Source organism: Aliiroseovarius marinus, assembly GCF_050881025.1.
GTDB classification, from domain to species: domain Bacteria; phylum Pseudomonadota; class Alphaproteobacteria; order Rhodobacterales; family Rhodobacteraceae; genus Aliiroseovarius; species Aliiroseovarius marinus_A.
The window spans coordinates 578,087-595,999 of record NZ_JBNNXQ010000003.1 but is presented as its reverse complement, the minus strand read 5'-3'; the positions used below and the strand labels follow the sequence as shown (position 1 = coordinate 595,999).

20 protein-coding genes and 1 tRNA gene are annotated in these 17,913 nt (G+C 58.2%); 14 read left to right on the top strand and 7 right to left on the bottom strand.

Annotated features, from left to right (window positions below):
* Positions 1-20 precede the first annotated feature (20 nt).
* The gene (locus tag ACRY08_RS12150) at positions 21-350 is read right to left on the bottom strand and encodes a DMT family transporter (protein WP_432450188.1); all 330 of its coding nucleotides are present in this window, start codon (positions 348-350) and stop codon (positions 21-23) included.
* Between the two features lie 55 nt (positions 351-405).
* Entirely contained in the window at positions 406-864 is a 459-nt protein-coding gene (locus ACRY08_RS12145; protein WP_432450187.1) for an Lrp/AsnC family transcriptional regulator, read from the bottom strand.
* Between the two features lie 112 nt (positions 865-976).
* Between ACRY08_RS12145 and ACRY08_RS12140 the strand changes: the two genes are divergently transcribed.
* The gene (locus ACRY08_RS12140; protein ID WP_432450186.1) at positions 977-1,183 is read left to right on the top strand and encodes a DUF6356 family protein; all 207 of its coding nucleotides are present in this window, start codon (positions 977-979) and stop codon (positions 1,181-1,183) included.
* A 129-nt stretch (positions 1,184-1,312) separates the two neighbouring features.
* Positions 1,313-2,101: a class II glutamine amidotransferase gene (locus ACRY08_RS12135; protein ID WP_432450185.1), complete on the top strand. Its 789-nt coding sequence runs from the start codon at positions 1,313-1,315 to the stop codon at positions 2,099-2,101.
* Positions 2,102-2,198: 97 nt separating this feature from the next.
* On the opposite strand, the gene ACRY08_RS12130 is transcribed toward ACRY08_RS12135, so the two are convergent.
* Positions 2,199-3,005 carry an enoyl-CoA hydratase gene (locus ACRY08_RS12130; protein WP_432450184.1) on the bottom strand — a complete coding sequence of 269 codons (807 nt, stop codon included), beginning with the start codon at positions 3,003-3,005 and terminating at the stop codon, positions 2,199-2,201.
* A 57-nt stretch (positions 3,006-3,062) separates the two neighbouring features.
* Between ACRY08_RS12130 and ACRY08_RS12125 the strand changes: the two genes are divergently transcribed.
* Positions 3,063-3,488, top strand: a complete 426-nt coding sequence (locus ACRY08_RS12125) for a PaaI family thioesterase (RefSeq protein ID WP_432450183.1) — start codon at positions 3,063-3,065, stop codon at positions 3,486-3,488.
* 89 nt (positions 3,489-3,577) lie between these two features.
* A complete protein-coding gene (locus ACRY08_RS12120) occupies positions 3,578-4,567 on the top strand; it encodes an SLAC1 anion channel family protein (RefSeq protein ID WP_432450182.1) in 990 nt (329 codons plus the stop codon).
* A gap of 76 nt (positions 4,568-4,643) precedes the next feature.
* On the opposite strand, the gene ACRY08_RS12115 is transcribed toward ACRY08_RS12120, so the two are convergent.
* Complete coding sequence (locus ACRY08_RS12115; protein WP_432450181.1) at positions 4,644-4,877, bottom strand: DUF1127 domain-containing protein; 234 nt, start codon at positions 4,875-4,877, stop codon at positions 4,644-4,646.
* A gap of 94 nt (positions 4,878-4,971) precedes the next feature.
* On the opposite strand from ACRY08_RS12115, the gene ACRY08_RS12110 reads away from it, so the two are divergent.
* From ACRY08_RS12110 to ACRY08_RS12095, 4 genes are all read left to right on the top strand, one after another.
* Positions 4,972-6,408, top strand: coding sequence for a PLP-dependent aminotransferase family protein (locus tag ACRY08_RS12110; protein WP_432450180.1), 1,437 nt, complete (start codon positions 4,972-4,974; stop codon positions 6,406-6,408).
* Positions 6,409-6,550: 142 nt separating this feature from the next.
* A complete protein-coding gene (gene rplM, locus ACRY08_RS12105; RefSeq protein WP_432450179.1) occupies positions 6,551-7,015 on the top strand; it encodes a 50S ribosomal protein L13 in 465 nt (154 codons plus the stop codon).
* Between the two features lie 2 nt (positions 7,016-7,017).
* Positions 7,018-7,506, top strand: coding sequence for a 30S ribosomal protein S9 (rpsI, locus tag ACRY08_RS12100; protein WP_432450178.1), 489 nt, complete (start codon positions 7,018-7,020; stop codon positions 7,504-7,506).
* Between the two features lie 121 nt (positions 7,507-7,627).
* Positions 7,628-7,704: transfer RNA gene (locus ACRY08_RS12095), tRNA-Arg, on the top strand.
* 53 nt (positions 7,705-7,757) lie between these two features.
* On the opposite strand, the gene ACRY08_RS12090 is transcribed toward ACRY08_RS12095, so the two are convergent.
* Entirely contained in the window at positions 7,758-8,933 is a 1,176-nt protein-coding gene (locus tag ACRY08_RS12090) for a glycosyltransferase (RefSeq protein ID WP_432450177.1), read from the bottom strand.
* Positions 8,934-9,036: 103 nt separating this feature from the next.
* Positions 9,037-9,780 carry a glutamine amidotransferase gene (locus tag ACRY08_RS12085; protein WP_432450287.1) on the bottom strand — a complete coding sequence of 248 codons (744 nt, stop codon included), beginning with the start codon at positions 9,778-9,780 and terminating at the stop codon, positions 9,037-9,039.
* A 172-nt stretch (positions 9,781-9,952) separates the two neighbouring features.
* Between ACRY08_RS12085 and ACRY08_RS12080 the strand changes: the two genes are divergently transcribed.
* Both ACRY08_RS12080 and ACRY08_RS12075 read left to right on the top strand, forming a co-directional pair.
* On the top strand, positions 9,953-11,605 hold the full coding sequence (locus ACRY08_RS12080; RefSeq protein WP_432450176.1) for a tetrathionate reductase family octaheme c-type cytochrome: 1,653 nt from the start codon (positions 9,953-9,955) through the stop codon (positions 11,603-11,605).
* A complete protein-coding gene (locus tag ACRY08_RS12075) occupies positions 11,598-12,263 on the top strand; it encodes a cytochrome b/b6 domain-containing protein (protein WP_432450175.1) in 666 nt (221 codons plus the stop codon). The genes ACRY08_RS12080 and ACRY08_RS12075 overlap by 8 nt, the downstream gene beginning before the upstream one ends.
* Positions 12,264-12,619: 356 nt before the next feature.
* On the opposite strand, the gene ACRY08_RS12070 is transcribed toward ACRY08_RS12075, so the two are convergent.
* Positions 12,620-13,165: a YcbK family protein gene (locus ACRY08_RS12070; protein ID WP_432450174.1), complete on the bottom strand. Its 546-nt coding sequence runs from the start codon at positions 13,163-13,165 to the stop codon at positions 12,620-12,622.
* A 441-nt stretch (positions 13,166-13,606) separates the two neighbouring features.
* Between ACRY08_RS12070 and ACRY08_RS12065 the strand changes: the two genes are divergently transcribed.
* The 4 genes from ACRY08_RS12065 to ACRY08_RS12050 are packed head-to-tail and all read left to right on the top strand — an operon-like array spanning position 13,607 to position 17,895.
* On the top strand, positions 13,607-15,232 hold the full coding sequence (locus ACRY08_RS12065) for a L,D-transpeptidase family protein (RefSeq protein WP_432450173.1): 1,626 nt from the start codon (positions 13,607-13,609) through the stop codon (positions 15,230-15,232).
* A 49-nt stretch (positions 15,233-15,281) separates the two neighbouring features.
* Entirely contained in the window at positions 15,282-16,388 is a 1,107-nt protein-coding gene (locus ACRY08_RS12060) for a UDP-3-O-(3-hydroxymyristoyl)glucosamine N-acyltransferase (RefSeq protein WP_432450172.1), read from the top strand.
* Between the two features lie 28 nt (positions 16,389-16,416).
* On the top strand, positions 16,417-16,683 hold the full coding sequence (locus ACRY08_RS12055) for an acyl carrier protein (RefSeq protein WP_432450171.1): 267 nt from the start codon (positions 16,417-16,419) through the stop codon (positions 16,681-16,683).
* Positions 16,684-16,686: 3 nt separating this feature from the next.
* Entirely contained in the window at positions 16,687-17,895 is a 1,209-nt protein-coding gene (locus ACRY08_RS12050) for a beta-ketoacyl-[acyl-carrier-protein] synthase family protein (protein WP_432450170.1), read from the top strand.
* Positions 17,896-17,913: the final 18 nt, after the last annotated feature.

Sequence of the window (17,913 nt, the reverse complement as noted above, 5' to 3'; positions counted from 1 at the left end):
GCGTTTTGCCGACCTGCGCTTTAGTGTTGGGCAGAGGAGGAGAACAGGTGGATGATCAGGATGCCTCCCAAGATCATCGCAAGGCCAAGCATCGCGGGCAGGTCCAGTTTCTGCCCGAAAAGAGCGTATCCGATGGCGGCAATCAACACGATGCCCAGCCCCGACCAGATCGCATAGGCCACGCCCACGGCCATGTATTTCAACGCCCAGCCCAGCAGGAAGAAGCTGACCCCATAGGCAATTACAACCGTCAGCGAGGGCCAAAGCCGGCTAAATTGCTGGCTGGCCTGAAGGGCGGTTGTGCCGATGGTCTCGGCGACGACGGCAAAAAAGAGGATCAGGTACGGCATGGGCACTCTTTGGTTTTGGCCGGAGGGTGGCAGGTCTGTGTGTACGGGTCTGGCCTTAAAGCGACAATTCAGTCGTTTCCTTGATCTCTTCCATGACGAAGCTGGCAGAGACGTCACTGAGTTCGATGCGTGCGATGATCTGACGGTAGAGCCGGTCGTAGTCGGCCATGTCGGCCACGCGCGCCTGCACCAGATAGTCCAGATCGCCGGTCATGCGATACGCGCCGACAATTTCAGGCATGTCTTTCATCGTGCGCGCAAAAAACTCCAACCAGTCCGGCCTGTGATGGGCGGCGCGCAGCTGGATGAAGACGGTCAGGCCCAGCCCAAGCTTGTCTGGGTCCAGAAGGGCGACACGTTTGCGGATGATCCCGGCTTCTTGCAGCTGACGTATCCGGCGCCAACAGGCATTGCGCGACAAGCCGACGCGGGCGCCGATCTCTTCGAGGCTTTGATCTGCATCGCTTTGCAGCTCTCTCAGGATTTTTCGATCTAATGTGTCAATTTCCATCATATAGAAAGCATTGTGGGAAATAGTTACGAAAATCAACATGTGAAGCATGTATTTGGGAGGACTTCACACATCCGCTCTGATTTCTTGGAGATCAGATTGAAGGAGCCTCGCCATGTTCAAACAAACCTTTCTGGATCACCCGCATTCGGTTGATGAAACCTACCTGCAGCACGCGCGCTTCGCCGCCGGGTTTTCGTTTTGGCTGTTTGTTGCGGCGGGGGCGGCCTTGGTGCATGCGCTGATCCCGGCAGCCTTCGAGAAGACAGCAAGCCGGATCACCGCGCGGCTTTATGCAAAGACCCACAATCGCGGGCAGTGACTTTCAAAATCACGGCCGATATGGAAAGCCCGCGTGTCACCTTATCAGGTGGGGGCAATTATTAACCTTGTCATGTCAGGCTTGGGCGACGCCATCCAGACCTGAAACAGGACCGTGAATGGAGGCAATATGTGCCGTTGGGCTGCCTATCTGGGCAAAGAGATCTTTATTGAAGAGGTCGTCATCGTACCCGGCCATTCGCTGGTGCATCAAAGTCAGGAAGCTGAAGAAGCCAAAACCGCGATCAATGCGGATGGGTTTGGCTTGGCATGGTATGACCACCGGGCTGAACCGGGGCTGTATCGCGATGTGCTGCCTGCCTGGTCTGACCCCAACCTGCGCGCCATTGCCCGGCAGGTGAAAAGCGGGTTGTTTCTGGCCCATGTGCGCGCCTCGACCGGTTCGGCCACCAGTCGCGACAATTGCCATCCCTTTGTGCACAAAGGGTGGAGCTTTATGCATAACGGGCAAATTGGCGGGTTTGATCAGTTTCGCAAGAAGGCGGACATGCTGATCCCCGAGGCACTTTATGGCGAACGGCGCGGGGCAACGGACAGCGAGGTTCTGTTTTTGCTGATGCAGGCAGGCATTGAGGCCGGGCAGGATGCCGTGCAGGCCTTGTCGGGTGCGGTGCGTGTGCTTGAGGATCTGTCAAAAGCGCATGGGGGCACCCCGCATATGCGCTTGTCGGCGGCCTTTTCCGACGGCACGGCGCTCTGGGCTGCGCGCTATGCCTCGGACGCGCATGCCCCTTCGGTTTACTATCGCTGGTCACACACGCGTCGGGGCTGGGCCGTGGTGTCTGAACCTTTGGAACATGGGGAAGGCGACTGGACCGAGTTGCCGGCCGGACATGCGGCGAAATTTGTCGGGGATCGCGTTGAAATCCTCAGGTTCACGCCATCTGCGCCACGTTAAACGCCGCGCGCTGTCGGTTTGCCGGCCCGCAGCGCTGCTGCGAGCCAACTCAAGACAAGGTCATTCAGTTGAGCGAAAGGGACGTGGGCACCTTTGATCAGGCATCTTCGCGGTTTTGATCCCAATTGGGTTTGCGCTTCTCAACGAAGGCCTGAATGCCTTCGGCGGTGTCTTCCAGCATCATGTTTTGTGCCATCACACCGCCTGCGAAATCATAGGCTTGCTCCAGGTCCATCAGCAACTGATCGTAGAAAGCTGACTTGCCGATTTTCACGGCAGCCCCCAGTTTCGAGGCCACCGTGCGCGCCAGCTCATCCGTGGAGGCTCGCAGCTGGTCATGGGGCACAACGCGGTTTACCAACCCGACCTCGCGTGCGCGCGAGGCGTCGATGAACTCGCCCGTTGTCAGCATCTCGAAGGCGACTTTGCGCGGCACATTGCGGGTCAGCGCCACCATGGGCGTTGAGCAAAACAGGCCGATATTCACCCCGTTCACACCAAACCGCGTGCCTTCCGCCGCAACCGCCATGTCACAGGTGGCGACCAATTGACAGCCCGCGGCGGTCGCGATCCCATGCACCTCGGCAATCACCGGCTGGGGAAGGCGGGGGATCAACGTCATCACCTCGGCGCAGCGTGAAAACAGGTCGGCGAAATAGGCCTGCCCGCCATCTTCAGCCGCGCGCCCGGCGGTCATTTCCTTCAGGTCATGGCCCGCGCAAAACACTTTGCCCGCCCCCACGATGACCACCGCCCGGATCGAGCTGTCCTCCGCCAGCGCCTCAAGCTCGGCTTTCAACGCGGCCAGCATCGCATCGGACAACGCATTCAGCGCGCCGGGGTTGTTCAGCGTCAAACGCGCAACTGACGCTGCGTCCTCGCGGATCAGAAGTGGTTCTGCCATCTTGTTCTCCCATCATGTCCGGCCCACGATAGGGTGTAAATTGACATAGGGGAAACCATGCAGTTGAAAATGACGCAACGTGACTTGCAGCGCTTTATGGAGGCCGAGTTTCCACAGGTGGCTGAAGATTTTCAGGTGGCCGAGGTTTCGCCCATGCGCGCCATCATCCGCAAACCGATTGGCAAAAAGCATCTGCGCCCCGGTGGCACGGTATCTGGCCCCACGATGTTTGCACTGGCGGATGTGTCGATCTATCTGGCAATCCTTGCGATGATCGGGCCGAAAGCGCTGGCGGTCACGACCAATTGTTCGATTGACTTCATGCGCAAACCCGCCGCCGATGCGGATCTTTTGGCCCATGCCAGCTTGCACAAGCTGGGCCGGGTGTTGGCGGTCGGCGATGTGTTGATCTATTCCGAAGGCGATGACCGTCCCGTGGCCCGCGCCAGCCTGACCTATTCCATCCCGCCCGAGCGCTCCTGAACGCTCAATAGGTGGGGGCAGATCGGGCTTGACCCTGTCAGGCGAAAGGCGCACCCATAAAGGAAGCGTAATATGTTTCCGAGGTTGAGATGAGCACCGAACCCCAAACCAATCCGCAAGCCGCCCCCGAGTTCAGCCGTTTGGCGCATTTCCCGGTGACCTTCTTTGCCATCGTCATGGGGTTGATGGGGCTGACACTGGCCCTGCATGCTGGTGCGCCGGCGATGCCCGTGCTTGAGCATGCCTCGTCCCTGATGTTGCTGATCGGCGCTGCGGCCATGGTGGTGATTGCCATGTTTTACATCGCCAAATCTTTGCGTCATGGCGGTATGGTGATCGAGGAATGGCACCATCCGGTGAAGCTCGCATTTTTCCCGACGATCACGATCTCGCTTTTGCTGCTGGCCACGGCCACCCATCCGTATCAACCTGTTTTGGCGGAATATATCTGGCTGATCGGCGTGGTCGGGCAGGGGGTGCTGACAATCGCCGTGCTGTCGGGCTGGATCAGCCACCGCTCGTTTCAAGTTGGGCATTTGACGCCCGCTTGGTTCATTCCCGCCGTTGGGAATGTGATTGTACCCGTTCTTGGGGCGCGTATGGGGTACATTGAAACGTCATGGCTGTTCTTCTCGGGCGGGATGCTCTTTTGGATCGTGCTCTTGACGCTGGTTATGAACCGGCTGATCTTTCACGATCCCATTGTGGCGCGGCTGTTTCCCACCATGGTGATCCTGATCGCGCCACCCGCCGTGGCGTTTCTGGCCTATGTCTCGATGACCGGAGAGGTGGATGGGTTCGCGCGCATCCTTCTGAATGCGGGCTACATTTTTGCAGCTCTTGTGCTGGCGCAGGTGCCGCGGCTGGCAAAACTTCCCTTCGCGCTCAGCTGGTGGGCCTTGAGCTTTCCCATTGCGGCCCTGTCGATCGCATCTTTCCGTTTTGCACAGCTGGACGGATCGCGGTTTCACCAAAATATCGGGCTTTTCCTGCTGCTTATCCTGGTGATCGTGGTGGTGGGCCTTGTGGGGCGCACGGGCCGGGCCATCGCGCGTGGCGAGATTTGCGTGCCGGAGTAAGGCCTGATTGTAAGACGTGAATTTCAAAAAAATGGCCGGGGACATGCCCCGGCCCAGGAAGGGGTCTTGGGTGGCGTCAGTCGCGCCAGAAGGGTTTGCCTGCTTCCCGTTCGGCTTCGGATTTGGTGATGCCGATATCTTGGTACAGGTGATCAGGAAGCTCTTTCAGCGCACGTCGCGAGATGCGGGACACGCGCCATTTGGTGACGGTCACGGCGACAGTCAGCGCGACTTCTGCCAAGGCGGGCAGCGGGCGTTGCGTGTCAAGAAAGGCGAGCCGGTCATGCCGGTACGTGTTTCCGTGTTCCATCGTGAACTCCAAGAATTGTATTGATACAATAGCGATGTGTCGCTATATTGAATTGATACAAAGCGACTCGCTTCGAAACAATTGGAACATTGTAATGGGTACAATATTTTCACCTGACCTGATGAACGGCGAGGGTCCCAAATATCGGCGGCTGGTAGATGGGATCATCAAGGCGATCGGCGCGGGTGATTTGCCTGATGGGGAAAAGCTGCCGCCGGTGCGGGACCTGGCCTGGCGCTTAAATGTCACGCCCGGCACCGTGGCCCGTGCCTATAGCATTCTGGGTGAAAACGGCTGGGTGCGGGCCGAGGTTGGGCGCGGCACGTTCATACGCGCGCAACCTGCCACGCCGCCAAGCGCGCCGACCCTGCCGTCCCCCAATCAAGCGGATCGTTCTTACCTGTCGCGCCATGCCCATGCGCTGCACAACGAGCCAGAGACCGATTTCCTCTTTGCACCGCGCCTGCCGGATGTGGGGCAGGTTGATATTATTCGAGACGCCATCCGGGCCAGTGCCGAATTGCCCGAGGCGCTGCTCTTGCGTTACCCGTTCCACAAGGCCCAGTCCTATCTGCGCGATGCGCTGCTGGCGCATATCCCCGACGACGAACGCACCGGGTTCAATGCCGACGATATTGTCGTCACAAACGGTGGTCAAAACGCGATCATGCTGTCGATGCAGGTCCTGTTGGCCGAAGGGTCGCGCAACGTCATGGTCGAAGAACGTTCCTATCCCGGCCTCAGGCGCGCGGTCGAACTTTTGGGGGGCAATGTGGTGTCTGTCCCGATGGATGAGGACGGGGTTCTGCCTGACGCGCTGGACCGGGTGGCGCGGTCAACCGGTGCAAACCTGTTTTTCACCATGCCCGAAGCCCATAACCCAACCTGCCGGATCACGACCGAGGCCCGCCGGGCGGAGGTTGTGCAGGTTGCGCGCAAGCATGGGTTTCACATCGTACAGGATGATTGCTATCGCTTGGGGCCTGCGCATGCGCCCAGCTATCGGGCGTTGCTGCCCGAGCAATCCTGGTTCATCTCATCCTTTTCAAAGACGATCTCGCCGGCGTTGCGCGCGGGCTTCGTCGTCACGCCCTCTGCCTGGTCCGGCAAGCTGCGGCGCGTGGTGGATGTGAACTATTTCGGGGTGTCTTCACCGATGGCTGAAATCCTCTATCAGGTTTTGACCGATCCGCGGCTGCCCAAGGCGATGGAAGATATGCGGCGCAGCAATCGCGCGCATATTGAACTGGCGGTGAACATGCTGGGGCGGTTTGAGCTGGGGTGGAGCCATGACGTGCCGTTTTTCTGGCTGAAACTTCCGCGCGGGTGGCGGGTGTCGAGCTTCTGTCAAATGGCAGAGACCAAGGGCATTCGCGTGCGTCCCGGAGATGACTTTGCGCTGCGCGATGGCCCATCACCGCAAGCGGTGCGCATTTCGGTCAATGGACAAATGCCGCTGGAGCGGTTCAGGCTGGTTTTGGCAGAGCTGGCCAGCCTTCTGGACAATCCGAATGAGACATTGAGTGCCTGAATGGGCTGATTTGATGTGGGGTAAAATAATACCATATTTGCAAGCCATTGTTTTGGCATGATAAATGCTTAAAAACAGCGCTTGACCGGACGGGCAAAACCTCTAAAACCACCCCATCCGAAACCCAATCAGGGCTGAATCAATGAAAACCTTCTCTGCAACGCCTGCAGATATCGACAAAAAGTGGATCATCATCGACGCTGAAGGCGTCGTGCTGGGCCGTCTGGCGTCGATCATCGCAACGCGTCTTCGTGGCAAACACAAAGCCTCGTTCACACCGCATATGGACATGGGTGACAATGTCATCGTGATCAACGCGGACAAAGTTCAAATGACCGGCAAGAAGCGCACCGACAAAGTGCACTACTGGCACACCGGTTACCCGGGCGGCATCAAGTCGCGCACAGCTGGCCAGATCCTCGAGGGTGCACACCCCGAGCGTCTGCTGACCAAAGCCGTTCAGCGTATGCTGCCCGGCGGTCCGCTGAGCCGCAAGCAGATGACCAACCTGCGCATCTACGCCGGCACCGAGCACCCCCACGAGGCGCAAAGCCCCGAAGTGCTGGACGTCAAGTCGATGAACCCCAAAAACACACGTGAGGGCTGATCATGACTGAAGAGATCAAAACACTCGAAGACCTGAACGCCGTTGCCGAAGGCACCGAAGCTGTGGTCGAAGTTGCCGCCCCCCGTGAGCCCGTCCGTGACGAGCTGGGTCGTTCCTATGCCACCGGCAAGCGTAAAGACGCTGTTGCCCGCGTTTGGATCAAGCCGGGTTCCGGCAAGGTCACCGTGAACGGCAAGGAAATGAATGAATATTTCGCCCGTCCCGTTCTGCAGCTGATCGTGCGTCAGCCCGAACAGGTTGCCGGTGTGGAAGGTGAGTTCGACGTTTTCGCCACCGTCAAAGGCGGCGGTCTGTCCGGGCAGGCCGGTGCGGTCAAGCACGGCATTTCGAAAGCTCTGCAGCTTTATGAACCCTCGTTGCGTGGTGCCCTGAAAGCCGCTGGCTTCCTGACCCGTGACTCGCGTGTTGTTGAGCGTAAGAAATACGGTAAGGCGAAAGCCCGTAAGAGCTTCCAGTTCTCGAAGCGTTAATCTTCGCGACGATGGATTTGGAAAGGGCTGCCTTCGGGTGGCCCTTTTTGCTTTGCGCCGAACAGCTTGGCCGTATTTCGTGTTGCGGGGGAAGGGGGGATGGCCTATATCCCGGCGACAGGCACCCGTAGCTCAGCTGGATAGAGCGCTGCCCTCCGAAGGCAGAGGCCAGAGGTTCGAATCCTCTCGGGTGCGCCATTTCATGTCAAAGCGCAGGGCGAGCTATCGTGTGAGTGTGGTCGCGAAAGCGGTTATTGGCCGTCCAGCGAAGCCATCTCCTGCCTTAGATACTCAATTTTCTGTGACATATGCTGATCGCGATCACGCGTGCGTATCACAATGTCCTGACCCTTCTTGGATAGTTTCATCAATGCCTTTGGCTTCTTCAGGTATTTCAGAATCCGATGCGCAATATCGTCTTTGTCGCGTGTAATAATCTCGATGTTTTTGCCCGAGATATATTCCTCATTCTGGTTCATCGGATCGGTGACAAACATCGCAACACCGCAATATCCCGCGTCGATCACCAGAGGGAATCCATCGAATTTACCCATATTGGGGTAGTTCTTGCGTGTTGGTGACAGGATCACGTCCATTCGAGCGTAAAACTCTGGGAAAAACTCTTTGTGCTGTTTGCCATAGAAAACGAAGTTATCTTCGATGCCGCTAAGGTCTTGAACCGACGCGTCCCAGTCTCCGACGATATGAAATTTGAATTTCTTGCTTTGCTGAAGGAGGATTCGCGCAGTCTTGACAAGAATATCATAGCCCTTGCACTCACCAGTTCTGGAATACCGGTGGGCAACGAAGCAGATGTTGAAGTCATCTCGGTCTTTTCCGAAATAGGTTTTCGGAAGTACTTCGTGTCGGGCAAGTTGGACGTGCCCTCCATTGATAAACAGAAGCTTCTTTTCCGGGATAATTTTGTTTTCGACCAGATGGTTGAAGATAATCCGGTGATAAACGATGGCTTTTCGGAACATCTTGGACCGGGCGATTTTTTTCAGCTGATGGTCGGAGATGATTTCGGCTTTTTTTGCTGGGCCCTCTCCCATTGCAAATCCGCCGCCGGGATAGATTGAGAACACAAAAGGCAGGCTGCTCAATTCCAGAAAGGGGAGTATTCTGGCGGTAGGCTCCTGAAACACCACATATGCCAGTTTCCCCTCAATTCTTTTGTAGGGATCAAAATACTCGATCTGTTCTTCGCCAACGCTTTTTTCCTGATCCAGATAAATTCGCTTGGCGGCTTCGAATTCCTGTTTGGTCCGGTTTCCCATAAAAGGTGCTCCGGTTGGGGGAACCAAGACTTTTGACCCCGGAATGGAGGACAGAAGAAACTGGTTCTCAACATTTCTACGACCGGCAGATTTGCCTTCAAAAATAACGGGATAAAGATTGTCAAAAATGATCAGACTATTTTTCATGAAGGCATCCCGGAACCGTGATGTTGAAGCGCAGTATTTCTTTTGGGGACGCTATCGGATTAGCATGGAGAGGTCGACTGCAAGTTGTTCGCCCTGATGTGGCTCATCCGTTTCGATACCGATCCACGAAGTTGCGCAGGATCTGCGCGGGCGCGTGTACATCCGCCGCATGCACCATATCCACAAGCGCCTGTGCTTCTTCGGGTGGGAAATAGCCGTGATGTTTGTAGATGCCGATACGTGTTTCAAACCCGTTTGCGTCGGCTTCTGGGTGAAACTGCGTGGCATAGACATTCTTGCCATAGCGGATCATCTGGAACGGGCAGGGGGCCGAGCTGACCAGCTGCACGCAGCCATCAGGCAGGTGTTGCATGGCCTCTTTATGGCCGACAAAGGCTTGAAAATTCGCCGGTATATTCTGCAGTAGTGGATCAGATTTTCCCGCTTCGGTGATCTCGCAGGGGCTCGCGCTGACCGCCTCGCCGTAGCGCGCCTTAGACACGGCACCGGGTTCCAGGTGGTGGCCCAGAATGCCGATCCCGTAACAGCAGCCCAGAAACGGAATATCGCGCGACGTGATGTCGGGCATGATCGACAGGCAGTCCGCTTCGATCTTGGCCTCGATCGGGGTCTTCTTGTCTGGCGCATCTGACACACATCCCGGCCCGCCCCCGACAATCACCCCACAATAGGCGCCCAGATCCAGATCGGCAGGAATGTCCTCTTGATCCAGGCGAATGCGATGCACCTCGTCTTCGCGCAATCCACCTTTGGACAGAAATGCCTGAAACTCGTCGTCTGAGGCGTCGGTTTCCGGGCGCAATTGCAGGATCAGGAAGGGTTTCATGCTCACCTCGTCATGGTTTCAAAACTGATGCCAAAGGGGAGGGGGCGGGTCAACAGTTGCGCGCACCTGCGTCACTTTGGTCCGTTTTATTTTCACACACACATATATACATATTAAAAATAGCGAATGTATTCCTCCGCCGCGCGAACCGGAGGTGAGGAGAGGCATAGCCATGAAGACCAAATTGGCAGGGGCACTGGCCCTTGTTTTCTGTGTTGCATCGGGTGTTGGCGCCTGGGCAGAGCAGGCAACATCGACCCCGACACCACCGCCCGCGCCACCGGCGCTTCCCACAACGTCGACGGTGGATCACTCGAAACTGGAGGTCCTGCAAAAGGAATTCGCCTCGGGACCAGAGGTGACGGCGGCCTGTCTGAGCTGCCACACGCAGGCGGATGACCAATTGATGCATTCGATCCATTTCAATTGGGACTATCAGAGCGACAGCGGGCAAACCCTTGGAAAATCGAATGTGATCAATGCGTTCTGCGGCAATGTTGCCGGAAATGAAGCGCGTTGCACCTCGTGCCATGCGGGATATGGCTGGGACGACATGTCCAAGACGCCGCAAGAGGCAAAGGTCGAACCCGATTGCCTTGTCTGTCATGATCGGTCTGGCCAATACACCAAAACCGCGACCGGCGCGGGGCACCCGCCGCTCGATCCGGTGAAACCCGGGACCAAGACCATCACCGGCACGCTGGCTTGGGCTGTGGACCTGACCAAGGCCGCGCAATCGGTGGGCATGCCAGGGCGCGACAATTGCGGAAACTGCCACTTTTATGGCGGCGGCGGAGACAATGTGAAACATGGCGATCTCAGCTCAGCGCTTTACGCGCCGGCCAAAGAGGTCGATGTGCATATGTCGCCCGACGGGCTGAACTTCACCTGTTCGACCTGCCATGTGGAAGACAAGCACAGCTGGGCGGGCTCGCGCTATGACACGCTGGCCAAGGATATGGTCGGCACCGGCAAGCCCGGCGCCGTGCGCACGGCTGCGACCTGCGAAAGCTGCCATGACAGCGATCCACATCCGGCGAACATCAAGGGTCTGAAGCTGAACGATCACACCGACAAGCTGGCCTGCCAAAGCTGCCATATCCCTGAATTTGCGCGTGGCGGTGTTGCCACCAAGACGAAATGGGATTGGTCCACCGCCGGGCGCATGTCGCCCGAAGGCAAGCCGATGCACGAGGACAACTTCATCCAGTCCGACGGCAAGGCGCTGCACACCTATCTGTCGACCAAGGGTCATTTCGACTATGGCGAGGACGTGGTGCCGCATTACGCGTGGTTTAACGGTCATGTGGAATATGCCACCGGCGAGGTGATCGATCCCAATGGCGTGGTCGAGGTGAACCGTCTGAACGGCAAACCGGGCGCCGCCGACAGCCGGATCTGGCCTTTCAAGCGCATGGAGGGGCGGCAGGCCTATGACACGGACAGCCTGAAGCTGGCCTATTCCCATGTCTGGGGACCGACCACCGACACCGCCTTCTGGACCAACTTCGATTGGAGCAAAGCGATCGAGGCCGGCATGAAGGCGGCGGGCCAGGACTATTCAGGCAATTTCGACTTCGTGGACACCCATATGTATTGGCCCATTACCCATATGGTCGCGCCTGCAAGCGATGCGCTGGACTGCGCCGCGTGCCATGCGCAAGACGGGCGGCTTGATGGGATCGAGGGCGTCTATATGCCCGGCACCGACCCCCGATCCCCCATCGGCCTTCTGGGCATGGCGCTTCTTGCGCTGACGGTTTTGGGTGTCGCGGGTCATGCGATCCTGCGGATGTTCGGCAAGAAAGGAGCAGACCATGTCTAAGCGTATCGTCAAGGTTTACCCCCGCTTTGAGCGTCTGTGGCACTGGACGCAGATGGTGCTGATCATGGTGCTGATGTTCACCGGGTTCGGGCTGAATGGGTTGCATGGGGTGTTGCCCTTCGGGCCAGCCGTGATGCTGCACACCATTGCCGCGTTGGTGCTGCTGGCCGTGTGGATTTTTGCCACTTTCTGGCTGTTCACCACCGGCACGTGGAAGCAGTTCGTGCCGCAGCTGGATGGGCTGATGCAGGTCGCGCGCTTTTATGCCTTCGGTGTCTTCAAAGGCGAAAGCCACCCGCACAAAAAGCTCTACTGGCGCAAGCATAACCCTTTGCAAATCCTCGCTTACTTCGGGTTGAAGGTCTTGGTGTTCCCGCTGATCTGGGGCACCGGGCTGATCTATCTGACCTATAACCTCTGGGCAGCGCCCGAAGGGTCCACCTTTGCGCTTTACGTGGTGGCGAACCTGCACCTGCTGGCGGCCTATATGATCGCAGCGTTTGTGGTGGCGCATATATATATGCTGACCATCGGGCATGGGTTCCGTAGCCATGTGAAGCCAATGATTTCAGGGTTTGAAGAGGTCGACCTGACCCCCGAACAGGAAGCCTATCTGGAGGCGAACGAGCCTGACCGTCTCATGCCGCGCGACGTCTGAGACCCGCAACCGCCGGCTCTGGATTGGGTCGGTGGGGTGTTGTGTTTCCTCCTCAGACAGGCATGACGACCCCCGTGGATGGATGGATCCGCGGGGGTCTTTTTCGCGGGGCGCCTGGGGCAATAAAGCGTTTCGAGATTAAAGCGTTTCGGGATAAACATGTGCATCAAGTTTATCCCGAAACGCTCTAACTTGAGGCACAAGTTGATTTCGAAACGCCCACAACACTGATAGGTTCCGCGCGTTTCGTCTCATTGTTGTGCCTCAACAATAAGTCGAAACGCTTTAAACATGGGACAACAAAAAAGCGCCCGAAACAGGCGCTTTGGGGTCTTTAGAGCTTGGGTGGGGGGCGCTTAGCGGCCCCAGGAGCGGACCACGCCGCAATCCATATGCACGAAGTTCGAACCTGAATAGCGCCCGACACCGCCACCCTGACAGGCCACGGCCGCTTTGAACATCTGGCCGACCGAGCGCGACTTCAGCCGCAGATCAGCGGCCTGACCTTTCATGTGCAGCGAGTTCTTGGCCACGCCGCGCGAACGCGAGCGCAACATCGCGTTGGTTTTGGGCGAGCGATAGCCCGACAGCATCATATATGGCTCACGGGCGCCCATCAGCCCATGGGCTGCGGCCATGATGTCGATGGTGCGGGTATCAATGCGGATCGAGGTATCGGTGCGCCAGTCCCGCATGAAGTGGTTCACTTCCTTCAGGGCGTCTTTGATATATTTGCCTTCAATCCAGTAGATCATGTTGATGCTTTCGCCGGTGCGGCCGGAATACATGGCGATGCGGCGCACATCGCCGCCTCCGCGCAGGAAACCAGCGGCATTGGCGTACATGGGAGCGGCAGTGACCGAGGCGGCGGCGAAAGCGCCCAGAAGGCCCCGTCGCGTCATGGTGACAGAAGATGAACTGTTGTGATTGCTCGCCGCTTTTCCTGCAGGTGTTCCTGCTGAAGCTCGTGCGCTCAGTATCTGGTCGCTCATAAGCGTGTCCCGTCGCTTGCCTGCGATCGTTTCCCACGGGTTCTGTGTCCCGTCAGGCACCGATCAGATTGCCTCTCCCCAAGGTGCCCTTGTTATGGCACATGTCGAATCGTGCGCCAAGCAAAGTTTTCATCGACTTAACGGGTTCAAGAAAAATCGGCAGAAATTTGCTGAAAGTTCTGAAAAACTGGTTAACCGTGGCGGATGCGTGTCAGACGGCATCGGGAAGGTCAGGGATTCCGGAAGGTTTTCTTAACCGATACCGCAGATTTCGTCTTTGTGAATGGACTTGCTACCATGGATGGTGGATTATTCCGCGATACAGGTAGATCTTCACGGGTTGGACACAGAATGTATTCCCTTACGTTTTCGCGCCGCCGCCGCGGCTTGTTGGCGGGCGCTTTTGCCGCAGCTCTTGGCGTCGCATCTTTCATGACCACCACAGCGCCTGCCAGCGCGCAATCGGTGGTGTCCGGGTTTGCTCAGGCCGTGGCAGAGGCCGCAGCCCGTGACAGCGAAGTGGCCGCCTTTTACCGCGCCAACGGGTATCGCCCGATCTGGACCGGGCAGGGCGGAGAGGATGCGCAGCGTCGTCAGGCGCTTTTGAAGGTGCTGGAGCGCGCGGAGGATCATGGCTTGCCGGCCTATGATGTGGATGATCTGAAACGCCGCATGGCCAATATCGCATCGATGCGTGAAATGGGGCGGGTCGAGGTCGAACTGGCCCAGCTTTTCGTGTCTTACGCACAGGATGTGAATTCGGGCGTGCTGACCCCGCGCAAAGTGGACAGCGGCATTGTCCGCGACATCCCGCGCCAACCGGGGGATGTCCTGCTGGCGGCACTGGTGAAATCCAGCCCAACCGCATTTTTGAAATCCCTACCGCCCAAACACCCGGAATATGCCCGGCTGATGAAGGAAAAGCTGCGGCTCGAGGCGCTTTTGGCCCGCGGTGGTTGGGGCGAAACGGTGCCCGCAAAATCGCTGAAACCCGGACAGCAGGGCAGCGCGGTGGTGGCGTTGCGTAACCGGTTGATTCGTATGGGGTATCTTAGCCGCTCGGCCAGCCGGTCCTATGACGGGTCGATCCAGAAAGCCGTGCAGGCCTTTCAGGAAGACCACGGGCTGACCGCCGATGGCGTGGCCGGGGCAGGCACGATTGCCCAGATCAACACATCGCTTGAAAAGCGCCTTGCGGCCATTGTCGTCGCGATGGAGCGTGAACGCTGGACCAATATCACCCGTGGCAAGCGCCATGTCTGGGTCAATCTGACCGATTTCTCGGCCAAGATCGTGGATGGCGGGCGTGTCAGCTTTGAAAGCCGTTCGGTCATTGGCAAGAACGTGTCCGATCAGCGCAGCCCCGAGTTTTCGGACGAGATGGAGCATCTGGTGATCAACCCCACCTGGAATGTACCGCGCTCGATTGCCACAAAAGAGTATCTGCCGATGCTCAAGCGCAATCCGAATGCGGTGAGCCATCTGAAGCTGATCGACAGCCGCGGGCGGGTGGTGAACCGGGGGGCGGTAAACTTCTCGGCCTATAACGCCAAGACCTTCCCCTTTGCGATCAAGCAACCGCCATCGTCGCGCAATGCGCTGGGGCTGGTGAAGTTCATGTTCCCCAACAAACACAACATCTATCTGCACGACACGCCGTCAAAAAGCCTGTTCAACCGCGAAGTACGTGCCTTTTCGCACGGCTGTATTCGTCTGGGCAGCCCGTTCGAGTTTGCCTATGCGATCCTGTCCAAGCAAAGTGACGATCCCAAGGGCGAGTTCCACAGGCATTTGAAAACCGGGCGCGAAACGCGTGTGAACCTGGAACAGAAGGTGCCGGTGCATATCGTGTACCGGACGGCCGTGGCGCCGGCGAATGGGCAGATGCAGTATCGTCGGGATGTCTATGGGCGTGATGCCAAGGTTTGGGCGGCGCTGAAAAATGCCGGGGTGGCGCTTCGCTCCGTAGAGGGGTAAATCCTTTAAAAAGGCCGGGCCAGAATTCCGGTCTGCAAAGGAGAGCCGCATGAGTTTTACCCTGTCCGAGATTGCCGCAGCCCTTGGGGGCGATTTTACCGGCAATGGCAAGATTGTCCTGACCGGCGCGGCCGAGCCGCAGGATGCCGGGCCCAATGAGCTGGCCCTGGCGATGGATCCGAAATATGCGGATGGGATTGCGGCTGGACAGGCCCGGGCGGCGCTTTTGTGGGAAGGTGCTGATTGGCAGGCGCTGGGGCTGGAAGGCGCGATTTGCATGACACGGGGCAAGGCCGCGATGCCTTTGCTGACGCGTGCGCTGGATCCGGGGCTGGGGATCGAACCCGGCATTCACCCGAGCGCCGTTGTGGATGACAGCGCCGAGATCGGCGAAGGCGCCGCCATTGGCCCGCTGGTTGTCATCGGAAAAGACGTGAAGATCGGCGCGCGGGCGCAGATCGGGGCGCATGCCTCTGTCGGATATGGCACGGTGATCGGCGATGACCTGACCCTGCATCCGGGCGCGCGCATTGCCCATCTGTGCACAATTGGTGACCGGTTCACCGCGCAGTCGAACTCGGTTCTGGGGGGCGACGGGTTTTCCTTTGTCACGCTGGACAAGGAAAGTGCGGTGGAAAGCCTGCGCGGCAATATGGCCGAAGGTGAGCGCGCCGATACCGTCGAAGGCAGCGCCCATTGGGCGCGTGTGCATTCGCTGGGCGGGGTCGTGGTTGGCGATGACGTCGAGCTGGGCGCCAGTTCAACCATCGACCGCGGCACCATCCGCGCGACCCAGATCGGGTCGGGCACCAAGATCGACTGCCAGGTGCAGGTTGGGCACAACGCCATCGTCGGCGAACATGTCATGATGTGTGGCAACGTCGGCGTGTCGGGGTCCGCCAAAATCGGTAACCGCGTGGTTTTGGGCGGCAAAGTGGGCGTCAGCGACAATATTTTCATCGGCGATGATGTGATTGCCGGGGGTGGTACCAATATCTACACCAACGTGCCCGCAGGTCGCGCCGTTCTGGGCAGCCCCGCGGTGAAGATCGAGACAGAGATGGCCATTCGTCGGGAATTGCGCCGTCTGCCGCGTCTTGCCGATACGTTACGTGAGCTTCAAAAAACTGTTTCAAAACTCGTGGACAAGGACTAGATATTCGCCAACGCGAAAGGGACCTTTCATGTCTGATACACTCCAGACCCGCGTCATTGAAATCATCGCCGAACAGGCCATGCTTGAACCGGGCGATGTACGCCTTGATCAAACGCTAGAGGATTTGGGCATCGACAGCCTGGGACTTGTGGAAAGCATCTTTGCAATTGAAGAGGCTTTTGACATCTCGGTGCCGTTTAATGCCAATGATCCATCCGAGAGCGACTTTGATATCTCGTCTGTGGCGGCGATTGTCAAAGCGGTTCAGGGGTTGGTCTCTGAACAGGTGACCTAGGCGATGCGCCGTATCGTTATCACCGGGCAGGGCACGATCAACGCGCTGGGTCGCAACGTGCCTGATACGCTTGAGGCCATGCGCGAAGGGCGTTGCGGCATTTCTGATCTGGAATTTCAGGATGTCGAGCGCCTGTCGATCCGCATCGGAGGCCAGATCAAGGGTTACGAGGCGGAAGACGCCTTCAACCGCCAGCAAATCGCGCTTTATGACCGGTTCACGCAGTTTACCCTGCTGTCCGCCCGCGAAGCCATCACCCAGTCAGGGCTGAGCTTCTCGGGCGAGCTGGCGACGCGCGCGGGGGTGGTTCTGGGCACGTCGGGCGGGGGGATGAACACGCTCGATGAAAACTACCGCTCGGTCTATGAGGACGGCAAGAACCGGGTGCACCCCTTTGTGGTGCCCAAGCTGATGAACAACGCCGCTGCCAGCCACGTGTCGATGGAATGGAACCTCAAGGGGCCAAGTTTCACCGTGGCCACGGCTTGCGCCAGTTCCAACCACGCGATGGGGCAGGCGATGCAGATGATCCGCGCGGGCATGGCCGATGTGATGGTCACCGGCGGCTCCGAAGCCATGCTGTGTTTTGGCGGCATCAAGGCGTGGGAGGGGCTGCGCGTCATGTCCAAAGACGCCTGCCGCCCGTTTTCCGCCAATCGCAACGGCATGGTGCAAGGCGAAGGGGCCGCGGTCTTTGTTTTCGAAGAATATGAACACGCACGCGCACGCGGGGCCGAGATACTGGCGGAAGTTTCAGGCTTTGCCATGTCCTCGGACGCGGCGGATATCGTGATGCCCTCTAAGCAAGGCGCGTCGCGGGCCATATCAGGCGCGATGAAAGATGCGCAGATGAACCCGGAAGAGGTGTGTTACATCAACGCCCACGGCACGGGCACGGCGGCCAATGACAAAACCGAATGCGCGGCCGTGGCGGATGCCTTTGGGCATCACGCGGATGACCTGATGATCTCGTCCACCAAGGCGATGCATGGCCATCTGATTGGTGGAACCGGCGCGGTCGAGCTCTTGGCCTGCATCATGGCGCTCCGCGAGGGCGTGATTGCGCCAACGGTCAATTACGAAGAACCGGACCCGGAATGTGCGCTGGATGTGGTGCCCAATGTGGCGCGGGATGTGAAGGTCAAGGCGGTGTTGTCCAATGCCTTTGCCTTTGGCGGTTTGAACGCGGTTCTGGCGCTGCGCGCGGCTTGATTTTTTAGACCTCAGAAA